The organism is Acaryochloris marina S15 (assembly GCF_018336915.1).
In the GTDB taxonomy this organism is placed as follows: Bacteria; Cyanobacteriota; Cyanobacteriia; order Thermosynechococcales; family Thermosynechococcaceae; genus Acaryochloris; species Acaryochloris marina_A.
This window is the reverse complement of record NZ_CP064923.1, coordinates 1,404,521-1,422,804: the sequence shown is the minus strand read 5'-3', so window position 1 is coordinate 1,422,804 and position 18,284 is coordinate 1,404,521. Positions and strand designations below refer to the sequence as shown.

At 46.6% G+C, this 18,284-nt stretch carries 15 protein-coding genes and 1 pseudogene; 9 read left to right on the top strand and 7 right to left on the bottom strand.

Annotation, left to right across the window (positions count from 1 at the left end):
* Nucleotide 1 precedes the first annotated feature (1 nt).
* The 3 genes and pseudogenes from I1H34_RS07305 to I1H34_RS07295 all read right to left on the bottom strand — a co-directional run bounded on the left by I1H34_RS07305 (nucleotide 2) and on the right by I1H34_RS07295 (nucleotide 4,157).
* Complete coding sequence (locus I1H34_RS07305; RefSeq protein ID WP_212665019.1) at nucleotides 2–964, bottom strand: AAA family ATPase; 963 nt, start codon at nucleotides 962–964, stop codon at nucleotides 2–4.
* A gap of 3 nt (nucleotides 965–967) precedes the next feature.
* The gene (locus tag I1H34_RS07300; protein ID WP_212665018.1) at nucleotides 968–1,930 is read right to left on the bottom strand and encodes an AAA family ATPase; all 963 of its coding nucleotides are present in this window, start codon (nucleotides 1,928–1,930) and stop codon (nucleotides 968–970) included.
* 835 nt (nucleotides 1,931–2,765) lie between these two features.
* Nucleotides 2,766–4,157: pseudogene (locus I1H34_RS07295) on the bottom strand (ISKra4 family transposase).
* Nucleotides 4,158–4,307: 150 nt separating this feature from the next.
* On the opposite strand from I1H34_RS07295, the gene I1H34_RS07285 reads away from it, so the two are divergent.
* The 3 genes from I1H34_RS07285 (at nucleotide 4,308) to I1H34_RS07275 (ending at nucleotide 8,683) form a co-directional block, all read left to right on the top strand.
* Complete coding sequence (locus I1H34_RS07285; RefSeq protein ID WP_212665017.1) at nucleotides 4,308–5,936, top strand: CHASE domain-containing protein; 1,629 nt, start codon at nucleotides 4,308–4,310, stop codon at nucleotides 5,934–5,936.
* Nucleotides 5,937–5,993: 57 nt separating this feature from the next.
* On the top strand, nucleotides 5,994–7,514 hold the full coding sequence (locus I1H34_RS07280; protein ID WP_212665016.1) for a phenylacetate--CoA ligase family protein: 1,521 nt from the start codon (nucleotides 5,994–5,996) through the stop codon (nucleotides 7,512–7,514).
* A gap of 68 nt (nucleotides 7,515–7,582) precedes the next feature.
* Nucleotides 7,583–8,683, top strand: a complete 1,101-nt coding sequence (locus I1H34_RS07275; protein ID WP_212665015.1) for a S1 RNA-binding domain-containing protein — start codon at nucleotides 7,583–7,585, stop codon at nucleotides 8,681–8,683.
* Between the two features lie 2 nt (nucleotides 8,684–8,685).
* Here the strand turns inward: I1H34_RS07275 and glmS are convergent, their stop codons facing one another.
* On the bottom strand, nucleotides 8,686–10,572 hold the full coding sequence (gene glmS, locus I1H34_RS07270) for a glutamine--fructose-6-phosphate transaminase (isomerizing) (protein WP_212665014.1): 1,887 nt from the start codon (nucleotides 10,570–10,572) through the stop codon (nucleotides 8,686–8,688).
* Nucleotides 10,573–10,720: 148 nt separating this feature from the next.
* Nucleotides 10,721–11,179, bottom strand: a complete 459-nt coding sequence (gene dtd / locus I1H34_RS07265) for a D-aminoacyl-tRNA deacylase (RefSeq protein ID WP_212665013.1) — start codon at nucleotides 11,177–11,179, stop codon at nucleotides 10,721–10,723.
* 240 nt (nucleotides 11,180–11,419) lie between these two features.
* Here dtd and I1H34_RS07260 point away from each other — a divergent pair, with 240 nt between their 5' ends.
* Together I1H34_RS07260 and I1H34_RS07255 are read left to right on the top strand one after the other, a co-directional pair.
* The gene (locus I1H34_RS07260) at nucleotides 11,420–12,130 is read left to right on the top strand and encodes a DUF3120 domain-containing protein (protein ID WP_212665012.1); all 711 of its coding nucleotides are present in this window, start codon (nucleotides 11,420–11,422) and stop codon (nucleotides 12,128–12,130) included.
* A complete protein-coding gene (locus I1H34_RS07255; RefSeq protein WP_212665011.1) occupies nucleotides 12,130–12,738 on the top strand; it encodes a 5-formyltetrahydrofolate cyclo-ligase in 609 nt (202 codons plus the stop codon). The genes I1H34_RS07260 and I1H34_RS07255 overlap by 1 nt, the downstream gene beginning before the upstream one ends.
* Nucleotides 12,739–12,910: 172 nt before the next feature.
* Here I1H34_RS07255 and I1H34_RS07250 read toward each other — a convergent pair whose 3' ends face one another.
* Both I1H34_RS07250 and I1H34_RS07245 read right to left on the bottom strand, forming a co-directional pair.
* Nucleotides 12,911–14,293, bottom strand: coding sequence for a glycosyltransferase family 2 protein (locus I1H34_RS07250; protein WP_212665010.1), 1,383 nt, complete (start codon nucleotides 14,291–14,293; stop codon nucleotides 12,911–12,913).
* The gene (locus tag I1H34_RS07245) at nucleotides 14,286–15,260 is read right to left on the bottom strand and encodes a radical SAM protein (protein ID WP_212665009.1); all 975 of its coding nucleotides are present in this window, start codon (nucleotides 15,258–15,260) and stop codon (nucleotides 14,286–14,288) included. Before I1H34_RS07245 ends, I1H34_RS07250 begins: the two co-directional genes overlap by 8 nt.
* 245 nt (nucleotides 15,261–15,505) lie before the next feature.
* Between I1H34_RS07245 and ebsA the strand changes: the two genes are divergently transcribed.
* The 4 genes from ebsA to lgt all read left to right on the top strand — a co-directional run bounded on the left by ebsA (nucleotide 15,506) and on the right by lgt (nucleotide 18,270).
* On the top strand, nucleotides 15,506–15,886 hold the full coding sequence (ebsA, locus tag I1H34_RS07240) for a type IV pilus biogenesis protein EbsA (RefSeq protein WP_212665008.1): 381 nt from the start codon (nucleotides 15,506–15,508) through the stop codon (nucleotides 15,884–15,886).
* 26 nt (nucleotides 15,887–15,912) lie between these two features.
* Complete coding sequence (locus I1H34_RS07235) at nucleotides 15,913–17,001, top strand: phosphotransacetylase family protein (RefSeq protein ID WP_212665007.1); 1,089 nt, start codon at nucleotides 15,913–15,915, stop codon at nucleotides 16,999–17,001.
* A gap of 51 nt (nucleotides 17,002–17,052) precedes the next feature.
* On the top strand, nucleotides 17,053–17,298 hold the full coding sequence (locus I1H34_RS07230) for a TIGR02450 family Trp-rich protein (RefSeq protein WP_212666178.1): 246 nt from the start codon (nucleotides 17,053–17,055) through the stop codon (nucleotides 17,296–17,298).
* A gap of 135 nt (nucleotides 17,299–17,433) precedes the next feature.
* Nucleotides 17,434–18,270 carry a prolipoprotein diacylglyceryl transferase gene (gene lgt / locus I1H34_RS07225; protein WP_212665006.1) on the top strand — a complete coding sequence of 279 codons (837 nt, stop codon included), beginning with the start codon at nucleotides 17,434–17,436 and terminating at the stop codon, nucleotides 18,268–18,270.
* Nucleotides 18,271–18,284 lie beyond the last annotated feature (14 nt).

Here is an 18,284-nt window from a genome sequence, read left to right as displayed (position 1 = left end):
CTTAGGCAGGCGCCGGAATACTAGTCAGAATACGGTCAATGCAATCCTGGGCGGTTTGTTCGGCAAAGCAAGCTTGGGGAGACATCACCAGCCGATGGGCCAACACATCTACGGCAACTTCCTGAATATGATCGGGAGTGACATACTCATAGCCATCGAACAGGGCTAAGGCTTGGGCCACTTTCATTAAGGTGAGTGATCCGCGAGGACTCGCCCCCAGTTGGACCTCCGGTACCTGCCGAGTAGCAGCGACGATATCGACGATATAGCGTTTGAGTTCCCGACTGACCCGCACCTGTTTCACCGCCTGCTTGAGAGTAAAGATCTCTTCTAAGGAGATGCAAGGTTGAACCTGCTGGAGGGGATGTTCTTCTAGCTGCTGGGTCAGGATTTTAATTTCATCAGCAGGGGACACAAATCCTAAGCTAAATTGCAAGGCAAATCGATCCATTTGGGCTTCCGGCAAAGGGTAAGTGCCCTGGAAGTCCACCGGATTTTGGGTGGCAATCACAAAAAAGGGATCACGCAACTTTCGCTGCTGGCCATCCATCGTCACTTGGGACTCAGCCATCGCTTCTAGGAGAGCTGATTGAGTGCGAGGAGAGGCCCGGTTAATTTCATCTGCCAGAATCAGATTGGCAAAAATCGGACCTTCATGAAAATGGAAGGTCTGGTCCTCGGGATTGAGAATGGACACTCCCAAAATATCTGAGGGCAGCAAATCAGGGGTAAACTGAATTCGCTTAAAAGCAATATCGACAGAATAGGCCAGGGTCTTGGCGAGGGTGGTTTTACCCGTGCCGGGATAGTCTTCCAACAGCACATGGCCACCACTAAAAAAGGCCGCCAGTAATTTGCGAATGGCCGCATTCTGCCCCTTAATCACCTGCTGGATATTGTCAGCCAAGTGACGATAAATGGTTTGCCCTTCCGAGCAATGGGTTTGAGTTGCTAAGACCACCATGAGTTATGCCGGAACGGGAAGCCGTCTCATAATATCCATCACCACCTGCTCCGATGTTTTTCCCGCGAATTTTGCTTGCGGATCCATCACTAGGCGGTGGGCTAGGACTGAAACTGCGGCTTCTTGAATATGTTTGGGGCGGACAGCAGGGGTGCCATCAAACAGGGCCAAGGCTTGAGCAATCTTCATCAAGGCAATGGACCCTCGGGGGCTGGCCCCAAGTTGGACTTCCTCTGCTTGACGGGTGGCATTGACGATATTGACAACGTATTGCTTGAGGTCCTCACTAACGGTAATCTGCTTCACCGCTTGTTTGAGGGTAAAAACATCTTCTAGAGATAGGCAGGGACGCAACTGTTCAATCGGGTGGGCCTGCATCTGATTGGATAAAATCTCTACCTCTTCTTCAGCGGAGATGTACCCGAGTCCAAACTGGATGGAGAAACGATCCATCTGAGCTTCAGGTAAAGGGTAGGTGCCTTGAGAATCGATGGGGTTTTGAGTGGCAATCACAAAGAATGGATCATGCAGTTTCATCTGCTGGCCATCAATGCTGACCTGGGACTCGGCCATCGCTTCTAGTAAGGCCGACTGGGTGCGAGGAGAGGCCCGATTAATCTCATCCGCCAAAATCAAATTGGCAAAAATGGGGCCCTGGTGGAATTCAAAGGTTTGGTCTTTGGGATTGAGAATCGATACACCCAAAATGTCTGAGGGCAGTAGATCAGGGGTAAATTGAATTCGTTTGAATTCAATATCAACGGATAGGGCCAAGGCTTTGGCCAAGGTCGTTTTACCCGTGCCGGGATAGTCCTCTAAAAGCACATGCCCACCACTAACAAAGGCTGCCAATAATTTGCGAATGGCAGGCTTCTGTCCTTTGACAACGGTTTGGATATTTTTGGCTAAGCGGCGATAGATTTCTTGGCCGGAAACCCCGGACATCGGCAAGGACGACACTGTCATGAATACTTTTTTACTTAGAATACCCGCTTATTATCAGAGGTCTTGCAGTATATTCGATCTTATTTTCTGACAAAAGTTTTTAATCCTAGCGTCTTTCTTACTCTCGGCCACTACTATTGATTTAGCAATGAACAATCAGTTAAAGCTTGCCATCGCAATAGATATCGTAAAGCTAATCCTTGAGTTCATAAAAGAAATGGTATAGCCATCAGTCGTTATGCTGACACTTTCATTTTTCCAGAATAAATTCAAACTTCTATTGACGCAACTTACAAGTGTCAAGACAAGTGACAATTCAGTAGAATTTTTCCGGAATGAACTGGACAAGGCACAAGAATTATCTGCTAATGTTCGTACTAACCCAGACATCTAAGAGCCACCACAAGAGGGAAGCATGGCATCTTTGCAAGCCCATTAGGCCATTCAGATAAGCACACCGATGAGCCAACACTTGGGTAACATGCCCCCAGTAAGACATATCGATAATCTTCTAAATATAGATGAATATTTTTAATGCATTTTTGTATAACTTTTGTATGATAAAAATCATTTTTATGAAAACTTATTCTACTTGTGTGAGCTTTGGTTCTTATACCTTTATCCAGGAACCAAAGTGGCTAATGACTTTAGGTTTTTAGCTGCCTGAAAAAATAAATTTATTTCGTCAGCAAAGCATAAAATGATTGTTACATTTACCTCTGTTAAGTGGGCAAAATAGGCGTAGGACAACATTGATTTATTAATAATAATATTTTCACTAGTCGGTGAGTCCCTATTTTTTATACAGAATGATAATTATTACTTGCCCAATGAAACAGGATGGATGAGGGCGTATTTAGCGGATCGGGGATGCCTTAGTTTTCGGAATGGTCACCTCTGGGAATAAGGAGTCAAACCGTTCATTGACCCAGGCAATTCTCAAGATCAGTAAATGGTTGAAACCATCCTCACTCCAGCGCATGCCAACTCCCTTAAAGCGCTGCTGAATCAACCACTTGCATGCACTTTCAACCATTCCTGACCCGAGAGGAATCTGTTGCTGTTCAAAGTGCCGATAACGGATGTGGTTATGATGGCGTTGGAAATAAGCCTGCACCTGGAGCAACGTTGAAAAAGACTTTCCCGTTAACAGTTGTGAGTGAATCAATATCGTCAAGGACCGTAATACAAGTAGGTGTTGCCCGTGTCGCAATTGGTGTCGCCAGTGCCGGAACCAGGCTTGGGCTTGAGCAGAGCGGGCATCTCCAAACATCGCTTTAGTTGCTCGTGCCAGATGGCCTGCTGAATGAAAAAAGTCGAGGACTGCCACAGCACAATGAGAGAACAAGGTGCGATAGACTCGCCAGAAGCCTCGTCCCCCATCACTGAGCCAGATGACTTTTGGAGCAGATTCAAAGTCTTGTTTGTGAGCTTCGAGTTGAAGTAAAGGGATGAACTGGTCGATATCGCCCAATACTGCCACCAGTCTTCGACGCAGTAATTGGGGGACCTCCTTTTTAGCTCGGGTAACCCGTGTTCCCAGGCGAGCTAAGATGGCGACTTTGACTTCTCGCCACTGGATTTTTCCCTTGGGTGAGTTCGGGGTGGGGCGAAAGGGGACCATCACACCATCGGCGGCAATGGCCAAAGGTAGAGCAGATAACATCTCTGAAATCGCTTCACAAGGGGCCTGAGTCCCTGATGATTGAGCGTTGAGTTGAGCTTCTAATTCCTGCTGAGCTTTGTTACCCACGGATTGCACCCAGTTCCACAAACTGGATGGACTCACGGATAGACCACTCCACTGACCCAGCATCCAACTGGCCAGTTCATAGGGCATGAACAGACTCAACAAGCAGCCCAGACGCACCAGTTCTTCGCTGCTGTGCTGATAGGGGGCAATCCCAATGGCTTGATCCAGGGGAGTCAACAGACTGCCTGGACATCCTTTGGGACAACGGCCCACCCGTCGCTTTCAAGAGATAGTGCCTACCAGTGTCTGCATCTGACGAGATTCCCATCCCTTCGAATGTAAGCGGGTTCCGCAGGTAGTACATACAGGCCATACAAATACTGCTTTCGCGCGCCTTGAGAGTTCATCCTCCAGAAGACAGCGAGCTAGAAACAAGCCCATTTGCAGAACGATATAAACCATCTGACTCAGGCTGGTTGATACTTTGAGTGCTTCAGTTTGTTCTAGAAATTCGTCATGGGCTAGCACGGTTAGCAATTGCGATGGTAGGGTCATGATAGTTTTTTGGTTCGGGTACAGGATCTATTGTCCTTGACCCGTTTTTCTTTGAGCCATGCATCCCCGATCCTTTGCTTACGCCCGATGGATGACTGATCTAGCTTTATCGACCTGTTTTTGTAAGTAATCCAGAGGGGAGTATTCGTTTTGAACAGAAAAATAGCGTTAATTTCTATTCCCACAGGAATATTGGGAATTGGTCTATCAGCGTTATTGGCAACGAAGTTCTATTATCTAGAAACTCAATCTATTCAGAAAGATTTTCAGCAGGATATCAATGAGCAGGTCCATCGCTTGGAGGCCAATATTGATGCCAAGATGGAAGTCATTAATAGCCTCAAACTTTTGTTTGATAGTTCTGATCAGGTCAAACCAAAAGAATTCAAACAGTTCACTCACAACCTCTTAGCTCGTCACAAAGATATTCAAGCTCTGGAATGGGTACCTAAAGTTAAACATGCAGACCGGGCAACTTTTATCAAACAGCGGCAACAAGATTATCCTGCTTTTGAAATTACCCAACAGGTCAGTCAAGGCAAGATGGTTCGTGCCCAGAAACGATCAAACTATTTTCCAGTATCGTTTCTGGAACCCTTTGCAGGCAATGAATTAGCTTTAGGATTTGATCTTGCATCCGATGCCAGTCGCATGGAAGCTATCACCTTAGCAATAGATACGGGGATGGTCCAATCCACAACTAATTTGACCTTGGTGCAGGAGCGAGAAGACCAAAAAGGCTTCATCACCTTCATCCCCGTCTATCAAGACCAACCCAACACATTAGACAGCAGACGCCAACGTTTGCAAGGTTTGGTTTTGGGGGTCTTCCGAATCAGTGATTTGGTCAATGCTGCTATTCAACCGGGTGCTGTTGATGCCATCAACCTTCAACTCATTGACACGGCCAATCAGAACATTCCTTATGCTCGGCAATCGAAATTAGGCCAGTCGCTGTCTGAACATGAGTATCGATACGATCTCAAACCTATTGCGGGTCAGCAATGGACTATCGCTGCTATCCCCTCTAATGTTTATTTCAATGAGAAGCGAAGTGGCTTACCCTGGGCGGTGTTCTGGGTTGGTTTAGTATTTACGGTGCTGGCTGAAGCTTATGTGTTCTTTATCCTACGGCAGTCGAAGATTGTGGAGACCGTTGTCCGCGATCGCACCAAGGAATTAGAAGAAGCCAACAAAAAACTTTCTCTGATCTCTACCACTGATGAGTTAACCTTTATTGCCAACCGACGGCATTTCAATGACTGTTTGGATAAAGAGTGGAAGCGAGCGATTCGTGAGCAGACTCCCATGACACTATTTCTGATCAATCTAGATTTTTTCCGACAATTTAATGAGGGATATGGGTTTGTTGCTGGCGATGATTGTCTGAAAAAAATTGCGTCTCAATTAGAATCTCTTCTCAAGCGTCCTGCAGACCTGGTGGCCAGATTTGAAGGGGAAACCTTTGCTCTACTGCTACCGAATACCGCTAATTCCGAACCTCTAGCTCAGCGCTGTATCGAATCCATAGAAGCCTTAAAAATCAAACATATCTATTCCCCCATTAGTGAATATGTCACTGTCAGTATAGGGATCGGGTTTGTGCGACCTGCCCATGATATCCCCATGACAAAGTTAGTGGATAAAACCACGCAAGCCTTGATGCAAGCCAAGGATGCGGGACGCAATCAACATGCCTTGATCCATATCCCCTCCTTTGCTGATACATTAGGACCCTCTGACCAGGCATCTCAAGAATTACAATTTCAGTCTCAATAATATCGACTCGAACGCTAGCGGTTTGCCAAGATAAGGGGAGTACTTTCCTCTCTCTCTATGGCTGGCTCTCTCCGGAATACAATTAAGGCTTTACAGACGTTCCTCGACACGTCCTTAGAGGAGCTGATTGTTTCCCCAACTTCTGTCTCTGCGCAAGTCCTATCTTTGTTTCATCGGGTTGCCCAGACGGTTCCGGCGTACAAAGACTTCCTGCAACAACAGGGGATTGACCCTACACAAATTCAGACGCTAGAAGACTTTGTCACTCTACCTCTAACGACTAAAGATAATTATTTACGGCAGTTTCCACTGCCTCGTCTCTGTCGTGACGGCAAGTTGGAGACCTGTGACATGATGGCGGTATCTTCTGGATCGACGGGAGAACCGACCTTTTGGCCGCGCTTCATCACTGATGAATATCAAATTGCGACTCGTTTTGAGCAAATTTTTGCCGATAGCTTTGCCGCAGATCAAAAGCGGACTCTCGCGGTGGTTTGCTTTGCCTTAGGGACCTGGGTAGGAGGGATGTATACCGCCAACTGTTGTCGTCATTTAGCCAGTAAAGGCTATCCCCTCACAGTGATTACGCCTGGCAATAATAAAACTGAAATTCTGCGGGTGGTACAAGCCCTGGGGCCGATGTTTGAGCAGGTTGTACTGCTGGGATATCCACCATTTCTCAAGGATGTCATTGATACAGGACTGACAGAAGGGGTTCCGTGGCCTCAATACCATCTCAAATGGGTGATGGCCGGGGAAGTGTTTAGCGAAGCATGGCGAGATTTAATCGGGACGCGGGTCGGTTCAACTAACTCCTGCTTTGACTCGGCCTCTTTGTATGGCACAGCAGATGCCGGGGTACTGGGAAATGAAACCCCGCTCAGCATTTGTATTCGTCGATTTTTGGCTAATCATCCAGATATTGCAGCTGAGGTATTTGGGGAAGCTCGCTTGCCGACCCTAGTTCAGTACGATCCCACGAGTCGATATTTCGAAGTCACTGAAGAGGGAACACTTCTATTCTCGGGTAATAATGGAATTCCCCTCATTCGGTATCACATTTGCGATCGCGGTGGTATTTTCCCCTACGATCAGATGTTGGCGTTTTTGCAGGCTCATGGCTTTGATGCGATTACAACATTGCAACAACAAGGCCATGCCCCTATTCGCCCCCTACCCTTTGTCTATGTATTTGGCCGCTCTCATTTCACCGTATCGTTTTTTGGGGCCAATATCTATCCAGAGAATGTGACGGTGGGTCTAGAACAGCCGGAGATTTGCGATTGGGTCACAGGCAAATTTGTGATGCAGGTGCAAACGGATGCCGATCAAAACTCTCATTTAGTGATTTATGTAGAACTTGCACCAGGTCAAACGGCTAGCATAGCCAGAGAGCATGCGATGGCTCAATCCATCTTGCAACAGCTTCGCAGACTCAATAGTGAATTTGCTAACTATGTTCCTGCAAGCTATCAAACCCCACAGATTCACTTATTGGCTAACGGCGATCCGACCTACTTTCCAGTAGGGATTAAACACCGATATACCCGATCTCCAGAGAACTCAAGAATCGATTAGCCTGTCAAATACTTCTTGTCTTCAGCTTCTAAATTCTCCAAAATTTTTTCAACCTTCAATCATTAACGATGAAAGTCCTCTTTACTCAAAATAAAGTTAATGAGTCACCCAAGGGTTGGATCTTTATGCATATAGAGACTGATGAGATTTGTACCGTCATTCACACATCCTCAGTATTTGATCCTTATCCAGAGCTTTATGTGTGGCTAGGAAAAATTCGAGATTCTCATCTTCCCGCCAAAATGGTAATCAATGAAGAAGGTCGAGGAGTTGAGCTGATTGCAGAAAGTACTGAGACAGACCTTCTCTGTTTTAGGATTGAGCCATGGATGTCTTATGAAGACCAAACGCGACTCAAAATTTTCATCAAACCAAGCAACCTAGTTTTAGCTTTTACTAATAGCATTATTGAATTTATTGATCTCCACTATCAGCGTTCTCGGTGGTCAAGTTCTGACAATCTTAGTAATATTAATTGGCACAACTTACTCACCCCAGAAAACACTGCTTATGATCGCTGGGAGCAAAGGCTAGCAATATATGGAGGAGGTGAAGACAGAAATGCTCAAGAAGCTCAGCAACATCGACAAAAGTACTTGACCGTAACCCAACAAATCTTACGGCAATTTATCGCTGATCTTTCCACATCTCTTCTGCTAGCGGTATATGGACGACCAATTGATGCTTACAAGCTCTCAAGTTTTTATGAGAATCTCATCACTGATCTGGCAGTAAACGAAATTGATTTACATTGGTATCAAGAAAGGCAGTCTAAAATCCATCAAGAAATAGGCGAACTAGATTTTTCAGGTCATCGCCATCCCGCACATATTTATCATGAACGCCAAGCACGTCTGGAAACTCTACAAGTTGGACAGATCGTAGACGGTAAAGTTCATAAAATTCAACCCGATGGTGTTTTTGTAGATATTGGAGGATGTTTTGCCCTATTGCTTAATTCCGCTATTTCTCATGATCCTATTGACGATCCCAAACAAGTTTTTCGACGACATGCTTGGGTCAGAGCTATCATCACTTGGATGGATATAGAAAAAGGAAGAGTTTTGTTGTCGACGGCTGATTTAGAACCTCAACCGGGTGACATGCTGATAGATCCTCTAGCCGTCTATAAAAGAGCTGAAGAGACGGCAAGAAATCAGTCTGAGTAATATTACTCAACCGTCACGGATTTAGCCAAATTGCGAGGTTGATCCACATCTAAACCCCGCAGGGCGGCAATATGATAGGACAACAACTGCAACGGCACCACCGTCAGTAATGGCGAAATAATCTCATCCACCGCAGGTACAGGTAACAACGTATCAAAGGTCTCTTTGGCTTCCCGCTCATCCATGGGAGTAACGCCAATCAACCGAGCATCCCGTGCCCGTGCCTCTTGGGCATTGGAGAGAACCTTTTCAAAGACCGTTCCTGGCATTGCGATCGCAACCACTGGTACCTTGGCATCGAGCAAGGCGATGGGACCATGCTTCATCTCCCCTGCCGGATATCCCTCCGCATGGATATAGCTAATTTCCTTTAGCTTTAGTGCTCCTTCTAGGGCAATGGGGAAATTAATGCCTCGACCGATATAGATAAAGTCCTGGGTTTCTACAAAGTCATGGGCCAGGGTTTCCACATAGCGCTCCTGACTTTCTAAAACCTGCTCTAGCTGGGCAGGGAGCTGTTGCAGACCATTGATAATTTCACCTAAGCGCTGGGGGGGAACTGTTTTGCGTTGATGGGCCAACTCAATCGCCAAAAAGTAAAAGGCCATCAGTTGAGCCATAAAGGTTTTAGTGGCTGCCACCCCAATTTCAATCCCGGCATGGGTATCAATAATAGCGGGCACTAGGCGAGCCAGAGAACTTTCGGGGCGATTGGTTATACCTAACAGACGAGCCTGTAAATGAGGAGGTTGCTGGGCACGACGCTGTTGTTCCGTTTCTAATGCAGCTAGAGTGTCGGCGGTTTCTCCGGACTGAGTAACCCCAATCGTGAGGGTATTGGCCGTCAAGGGTGACGGTGCATACCGAAACTCCGAGGCATACTGAACCACCGTTGGAATACCTGCCAACTGTTCCAGCAGATGCTTGCCCACCAAACTGGCATGCCAGCTAGTCCCGCAGGCCATAATTTGAATGCTTTCTAGGTTCTCAGTCAACTCTGGCGCTAAATTCAGGCGAATGGGACTTTTCTCCTGTTCCGGCTGCCAGCTGCTATCTACATACTGTTCCAGGCAAGTGCGCACGACCCCTGGCTGCTCATAGATTTCCTTGAGCATAAAGTGTTTGAAGCCTTGCTTCTCCACCATGACTGGATTCCAGTTGAGGGTGTGGGGTGGGCGACGAACCCGGTTACCATCGAAGTGGTAGAGGTTGACCCCCTGAGTAGTCAAGCGGGCCAGTTCTTGGTTTTCTAGGTTTAAGACCGTGCGGGTATGGTGAATCAAAGCTGGTGTATCGGAGGCACAGAAATATTCGCCATCCCCACATCCCACCACTAAGGGGGCTTGCTGACGAGCCACGATCAGTTCATCTGGGAAGTCAGCGGACACCACTGCGATCGCAAATGCGCCTTCCAACTGATTGACTGCTTGTCGAACCGCTTCTAGTAGGGAAGGCTTTCCAGCCGATTTCAGAGCGTCAAGCTTTTCCGCGATTAGATGGGGGATAACCTCTGTATCGGTTTCAGAGCGAAATGTACAGCCCCGCTCTTTCAGTTCCTCTCGGAGGTCTCGATAGTTTTCGATAATCCCGTTTTGCACCACAGCCAAGCGGTCGTGAGCATCTCGATGGGGATGGGCGTTATGTTCTTCAGGTTTGCCGTGCGTGGCCCATCGCGTGTGGCCAATGCCCAGAACAGCCGAATTTTCCCAACTGGCCAACTTCTCTTCCAGGTGATGAAGTTTGCCCTTAGCCCGAATACATTGGAGCTGGGCCTCTGACACAGTGGCAATCCCCGCTGAATCGTAACCTCGATATTCCAGTTTTTGTAGACCTGAGAGCAGAATTCCGCTGGCCGTCTGAGGACCAATGTAACCGACAATACCGCACATAATTCTGGAGAGACCCGCTATTGATTACCACACAGGCAGTTTGACTCAACTCCGCTAGAAATGGCAATCCCTAACGTCATCTATCTTGAATATCCCCTTTTTTGAGCTTGTAAGCAGGCATTATTTTGGGGCAAAGAATAGTGGGGGTTTATGGTATTTGCCTTTCAGCCTTTCGTTCCAAAATTAAAGTTACAGGACCATCATTTTCGATATAAACATTCATCATGGCGCCAAACTGTCCCGTTTCGACCTGTAAACCGCTGGCTCTCAGTTTGGCCACGAATTGATCATAAATCTTTTCTGCGATGGCACCGGGTGCCGCTTGATCGAAGGAAGGCCGCCGCCCCTTCCGACAATCTCCATACAATGTAAACTGGCTAATCACGAGTAATTCGCCCTCTATATCTTGGACAGACTGGGACAGCTTGCCCGACGAATCGGGAAAGATTCGTAGCTCCAAACATTTACGGGCCATCCAAGCCACTTCTTGCTCCGTATCAGAAGGGGTAATTCCTACTAATAAATTGAGACCTTTTTGAATTTCGCCAATCATTTGACCCGCAACTTCGACCCGTGATTCATTAACTCTTTGCAAAATAATGCGCATTAGATTTGAGGAGATATGTTTAATTAATTATTAGTAATTCAAGCAGGAGAGCTAGTTGTAGCTAGGTTGTAGAAGGCACAGCCATCAGACCTTCCCGTGATACACTAATCTGAATTACATGCCACCTTAAGGATGACTCAATAAACGCAAAATATTAACGAATATTAACGATTATTGCCTAATCAATCATATTGAATTATTAGCATTTTTATAACTTTGAAAAAATCTGGAGAATAATCCTTGAAACAAACTTTTCAAAGCTCCCTCAGGCAAACCATTCAAAGCATGGGGACGTTTCAGAGCTGGATGCTATTCAGCGCCGCGATGTTTTTGGTGTCCTTACCTGTGCTGATCCAAGCGCCTTTGGTGAGGACTTGGCCATGGCTAAGTCTGGTGGCCACAGGAGGGTGGCTTTTGGGAAGTTATGGGTTGATGCGTCAAGACAAAACTCAAATCTGGGGTGATTTGCTGTTTGGCTTTGCTTTGGCCTGGTTCTCCGGCTCAATTTATTGGGGTTGGTTTCGAGCAGAGCCTTTATGGCACGTGCCGATGGAAGCGATTGGTTTACCCATCGCCATTTGGGCCTTACTCAATTCCCGTCTTAAAATTGGCTCTCTGTTCTTTTTAGGGTCTTTGATTGGCTCAACCGTCACGGATGTGTATTTCTTCCTGGTGGATTTAATGCCCACCTGGCGAGTCTTGATTCAAACGGATCAAACAGAAGCTATGGCACTATTGCCAAAAGCTTTAGAGCATACCCAAACCCCTTGGGGACAATTTTGGGCGATGGTTTTAGTGGTTGGACTCTGTGTGATGAGTATTCGCCCCTTACTGCCCCCGGATACCTGGACAGGGCAAAAAGACCAGCTCTGTTGGTGGGCTTTCTCAGGATCTGTATTGGGCACGCTGCTAGTGGATAGTTTGTTCTTATTGGTGGCAACCCAGTTTTAGTGCAGTCTTCTGGCTCTAATCCTCAACTCGACAAGAATACTTTGAGACGTCAATTGCTGACGCAGCGTCAATCGATGCCTGTTGAGCAATGGCGTCTTTTTAGTCAGACTCTCTGCCAGCAGTTACTAGATTCATCCCTCTGGGGGCAAGCCAAAACCGTTTTGGCTTATATGACATTTCGACAAGAACCCGATTTAAGCTGGCTGTTTTTACAAGGACAAGACCGAGAGTGGGGCCTCCCTCGATGTGTGGGACAGCATTTGATTTGGCATCGCTGTAATCCCCTAAACTCCCAAATGCTGCAAAAGGGTAAGTATGGAATTTGGGAACCTTATCCAGATTTTCCTGAGTTATCGGCTGATGAGATTGATCTGATTTTGGTGCCAGCTGTGGCTTGCGATCGCAACGGGTATCGCTTGGGGTATGGCGGTGGATATTACGACCGCTTATTAGCCTCACCCAGTTGGGCTGATATCCCAACCATCGGAATTGTCTTTGAACGAGATCTCTTAGAGCAACTTCCCACTGAATCTTGGGACCAACCCTTAAAGGCTATTTGCACAGAAAAAGGGATAGCGAAATTACTGCCATCCAAAAACCCTCTTTAATGGGCTTGATCCTTTTTGCTGAAGGTATTCGCCTATTGACGCCTCGATTTTTTTTTATGACAGGACTTAACCTATGTTCGGGTTACGTAGGCTTATGGAAGCTGAAAGACGCTTACCTAATCGGACTCAGTGATAAGAGCGGCATTCAATCAAACCCCTCGAACTGCCTCAGCTAATCAGGTACATAAATCTGGTAGTCATCCTGACGAAGGGTTTTTACCCATTTCAAGCGTTTTGGTCGAATGGACATCCGGGCCGTGACACAGGCCATCACCAAAAACCAATGGCAAGTATATAGAGTCCCTCTTACCGTTTGTAAGAACATCACAAACGGTGAAGGGGCAACTTGTTCAGCTCTACGAATGCGATCTAACCCATTCCACATCCCCACCAAGGACAACAACATAGTCACACTGGTCATCGGCATTAACAAAGGAAGCTGATTGCGGGCTGTGGCCATCACCAAGTCAGGCACAGCCGCAGTGGGAAGGACATACTGAGCAAACCAAAACACGACTAAATCAAAGGTTTTACGGGGCCCTAAGCGGTTACGAATAATTAAGGGCCAATAATCTAAATACCGTTGATATCCTCCTTCTGCCCAACGATTCCGTTGATGCCAAAGGGCGACAGCCCGGGTCACCCCTTCCTCTCGCACAGCAGGCAGAGGCAAAATACCGATATCCCAATGATTCAGATGTAAGCGGAAGGTCAAATCCAAATCATCGGTAATAGTCGCCTCATTCCAACCGCCACAACTGGCCAACGCTTGGCGACGGACAAATTGACCATTACCTCGAAGCTCACCCACTCCTCCCACTGCAATCCGTTGCTGTTGAAGATACAGGTCTAATCCCATTTCAGCGGACTGACCTCGGGTCCAAAAATTTGTATCAGCGTTCGCAATCTGTTTACGAACTTGGACCGCGCCCATCTGCTGATCATCAAACAGAGGTAAAACTCGACAGAGTAGATCAGCAGAGACCTGAGCATCTGCATCAAAAACCCCAATAATGTCGCCTTGGGTCAAGGGCAAAACCTGATTCAAGGCACCTGACTTTCCGCCCCCATCTTCTGCCGATCGTCGCAGCACATGGAGTTGAGAATACTCTTCAGACAATTGTGCCAGAACGTCTGGTGTCTTATCAGTACTGTTATCATCGACAATCCATACTTCATACCGTTCGGCAGGATAGTCTAGTTTACAGAGGGTTTTAACTAGAGCCCCTAAGACTGCTTCTTCATTTTTTGCCGATACTAAAAGCGATACAAAGGGATATTCAGTTTCAGCTTTGTCTAAACTTAATGGCTCTACAGTAGGCAGTGCAGACGCCCGAATCATCCGCAGCCAGTGCATACTAATAATGGTTGTCAGGCAACAAACAGCCCAGAAACCGACTGAAAACAGGTGCAGAGAAATCGTACAACTCCAGATTAAGGCGAGCATCAAAGCCGCTTTGCGTCGCCGACCTTCACCTTCGGGGTAATCAATTTCCACATCAGAAAGCTGTGGGAGTTCCGAGTCTTCTGGCCAAGGAGATTTCACGTTAGACATGTTGCAAGAATCGTTTTCTGGCCAGGAATTCTCCGACATAACTTACTTGGTTTAGGACCCAATATTTATCAACGCCTTGGAAGAAACTGGGAATGAGATAACACCAGACTGTACACCCTTCACATACCTTCAGTTGACCTTGGGATTGACGATATTCTTCGACAATTTCGGATTGTCGGTACATATCGTACAGTTTGCCTTCTATTGGTACGCCTGTTTGAGCGAAATGGTAGCAAGGAAGCAGCAACTCGTCATTTGGAGAAATAGCGATCACTGCATCAACCGCTTTACACCTTGGGTTTTGGGTATCATTCCCCCCAGCCCGGATGAACTCTAAAGCTGCTTTGTTGTAGCCCAGATTTCGGTACTTTCTACCACTCGATTCAATCGCTTCGACAATGGCAGGGGTTGGATTTTTCCGATTGTTATAGTTCGCGTAAGCGGTGAATGCTGGATTCAGCCATACTCTGACACCCAGGCGCGCACCTAATTCAGCCACCTCATGAATTCGCTCGTAGTTCTGAGCCGTCACCGTATGGTTAAGAACTGGATATTCACCTAGCTCCAGAGCTAACTTGACCGACTCGACTAAATTGTCAAAAATCTTGACCCCTCTTGAGTGATCATGAGTTTCTGCATCTGGACCATCCAGTGAGAAATTGAGGAAGTCGACTAGCCCTCTGACTTCATGGGCTTTTTTTAAATAGAGGATGGTGTTGGTGGTCATGCTGGTGTAAAAACCAAGCTGCTTGGCAGTCTGGTAGATTTCGCCAACATCTGCTCTTAAAAGAGGTTCTCCCCCTGTAAAGTCAACGTATTTGACTCCCAGGCGCTTTAAATCCTCTAGATTATGCTCGATCGTATCGAAATCTGCTTCCTTACCTGGATCTAATGCCCAGATATCACAGAAATGACATCGTGCATTACAGCGGTAGGTCAGATAGTAATTTGCAACTAGGGGAGCCATAATCTTCTGTTCCAGCTAAGCAACTTTACCGGCAGAGGTCCATTGGTTCTACCCACCACGTATACCATAAACTGTATATATATCTTTATATATTTGGTGTGCTTGACCTTCTGGCTTCTCAAGAAGGGGAAGCATTTTGGGAGAAAAGCAGAAAAATTCAGGTCAAACAGTAAAATTCGTCACGGACTTGCCCATACTTCATACATGAGGTTTATTGATTGATCGGTCAATGAGGACGTTGTTAGATGACCCAAGTTTTAGATGCTATTCAACCTGCTACCCCACGAGACGTCAATGTCTACCTGCCCTATTACCAAGGCGGTAAAAGAGATTTACTACCTTTGGCGATCTCGCTTTATCAAAATAACAACTTAGAAGGGCAACGGGGCATCGAAGGGGGAAGCAATATTCCCTTTGTGGCGACATGGAATGTTTCTAAATTGCCTGCAGACCTAACCCGTTGCCGCATCCAGTTTGATAATGACGGGGACTTAAATTACGAACTCACGATTACGAATTTCGAATTTATTGGTTTTTTAATCGAAGTCATTACCAACTACCGACGCACTAAAGTTGCTGATTTTCCCAAGACTTTCTATCGTAAGCTGTTAAAGCTAGATGATTAACCCCTAATCCATGAGGAGTTCTCGGAGTGCAAAAGGCGTCAAAACATCTGCTGATTGGTTCCATTGAAGCATTCAGTGGTAAGTCAGCTGCCATTCTGGGCCTTGCTCAATCTCTGATCAGTAAGGGATACCGATTGGCCTACGCTAAACCTATCGGCACGTACGCTGAGGGATTGGCCGATGACGGACTGGACATTGATGTTAAATTCATTGCTGAAACCCTCGGGCTCACGCCAGAGCAGGTTTACCCTACCCTGTTATCTATTCATCCTCAACATATTCAGCAACAGCTTGAAGATGGAGATGCGACTAACTATGTAGAACAACTACATCAGTTAGAAAAGAAAGATGATGTTGACCTTGTGATTTTAGAAGGTCCTGGCTCTCTTTCAGAAGGATATCTATTTGACGTATCTTTACCTCAAATGGCTCAAGCACTAGATGCAGAAGTCGTGTTAGTGAGCCGCTTTCACAATCTCGCCATGATTGATGCTGTGCTCAATGCGAAGGCCACCCTTGGTAATCGTTTGGTGGGCGTCATTTTCAACGATGTGAGCGTTGAACAACAACAACTATTGCAATCAACAGTGCAATCTTTCCTTGAAACGAAACAAATCCCTGTTTTAGGGGTATTGCCTAGTAACGCTTTACTGCGCAGCGTCAGTGTATCGGAGTTGGTTCAACAGCTCCAAGCTGACATCCTGTGCGGTCATGACTACTTAAACCTCATGGTGGAAGAGCTAACCATTGGGGCAATGAATGTCAATTCTGCCTTAAAGTATTTCCGAAAAGGTCGAAACATGGCTGTGGTGACAGGAGGCGATCGCACCGATCTTCAACTTGCGGCTTTGGAGTCTTCTACCCATTGTTTGATTTTGACCGGGCATTTCCCCCCCAATGAATTGGTACTGAACCGGGCTAAAGATCTAGAGATCCCCGTGTTGTTAGTTGATTCAGATACCCTAACCACCGTTGAAATCGTCGAGAAAGCCTTCAAACGTGCCCAAGTGCATGAGCGCATTAAAGTTGAATGTATTCAGGAAATGATCAATCAGCACTGCAATATTGATCAGCTCCTGGCAGCTCTGGGTTTAACGTCTCCAGTCACTCTTTAGAATTATTGATTGTTAATCGCTCCATTCACTTGTCACCAAGTGTGACGTCTGATTGTGAAAAAACAGAAACACCCTCATTTGATTGGCTCCAAATGGACCGCTCAATCTTCAACCTTTGGTTGGCGACATTTTCGGGTTGTCAATCGCAAGAATGAAGGTTCTCTGGTTTTTGCTGAGTTAGTTGCTGCTTGTGACGAAACGGTTCGATTTTGGGTGAATGCCAAAGCCTTGAAAAATCGAGGGTTATGGAAACCAGGCTGGCAATCTTTACTGGAGCAAGCGCAATCGGCTGAGTAACCAGGCAGGACCAATGCCATACCTTCCTTTTTTTCCATATGAACCTACGCATCAATACGACGGTTCTTAAGCATGGGGTGCGATACTATGCACTGGGGCTAAAGCTCCTGATGAATCCATGCCTGTGTATTAACCATGTTCGTTAATTTGCCGCCAACCTATTGGGCCGTTTTCACCTCTCCTGGACCAGAAATCTTCCGGATTGGTTCTGTGGTAATCCGATGGTATGGCGTCCTGATTGCAGCTGCGATCGTTTTGGGATTACAACTCTCGCAGCATTTGGCTACGTACCGTCGGATTAAGCCAGATGTCATCAGTGATTTGGTAATGTGGCTGGTCATAGGAGCCATCCCTTGTGCCCGTCTTTACTATGTCCTGTTCCAATGGGAGTACTACAGTCAACATTTGGATCAGGTGGCCACTATTTGGCGCGGGGGAATTGCTATTCATGGCGCCATCCTCGGCGGCATGTTGGCGGCCACGATTTTTAGTCGTCTGAATAAAGTTTCTTTCTGGCAATTAGCGGACCTGGTGGCTCCGTCTTTAATCTTGGGGCAAGCCATCGGCCGTTGGGGGAATTTCTTTAATTCAGAAGCCTTTGGTGATCCCACTGATCTGCCTTGGAAGCTGTTCATTCCAACAGGACGCCGTCCACTTGCCTATCGAAATTCAGCCTACTTTCACCCCACCTTCCTCTATGAATCGGTATGGAATCTGATGGTACTGGGAATCTTGCTGGCATTGTTTTTTAGGTTCCCTAAAGCCAAAAAAGGCACGCTCTTTCTGGTCTATGCGGTGACCTATAGCCTGGGTCGGCTGTGGATTGAGGGATTGCGGACGGATAGTTTAATGCTTGGGCCCTTAAGAATTGCTCAAGTCGTGAGCTTGATTGGCATTGGTATTGGCCTTCTCGGCTTGAGCTGGTTGTATTTGCTAAAGCGTAGTTTGCCGGATACTAAGCAGGCCTCTTAATGGGATACTGCAGC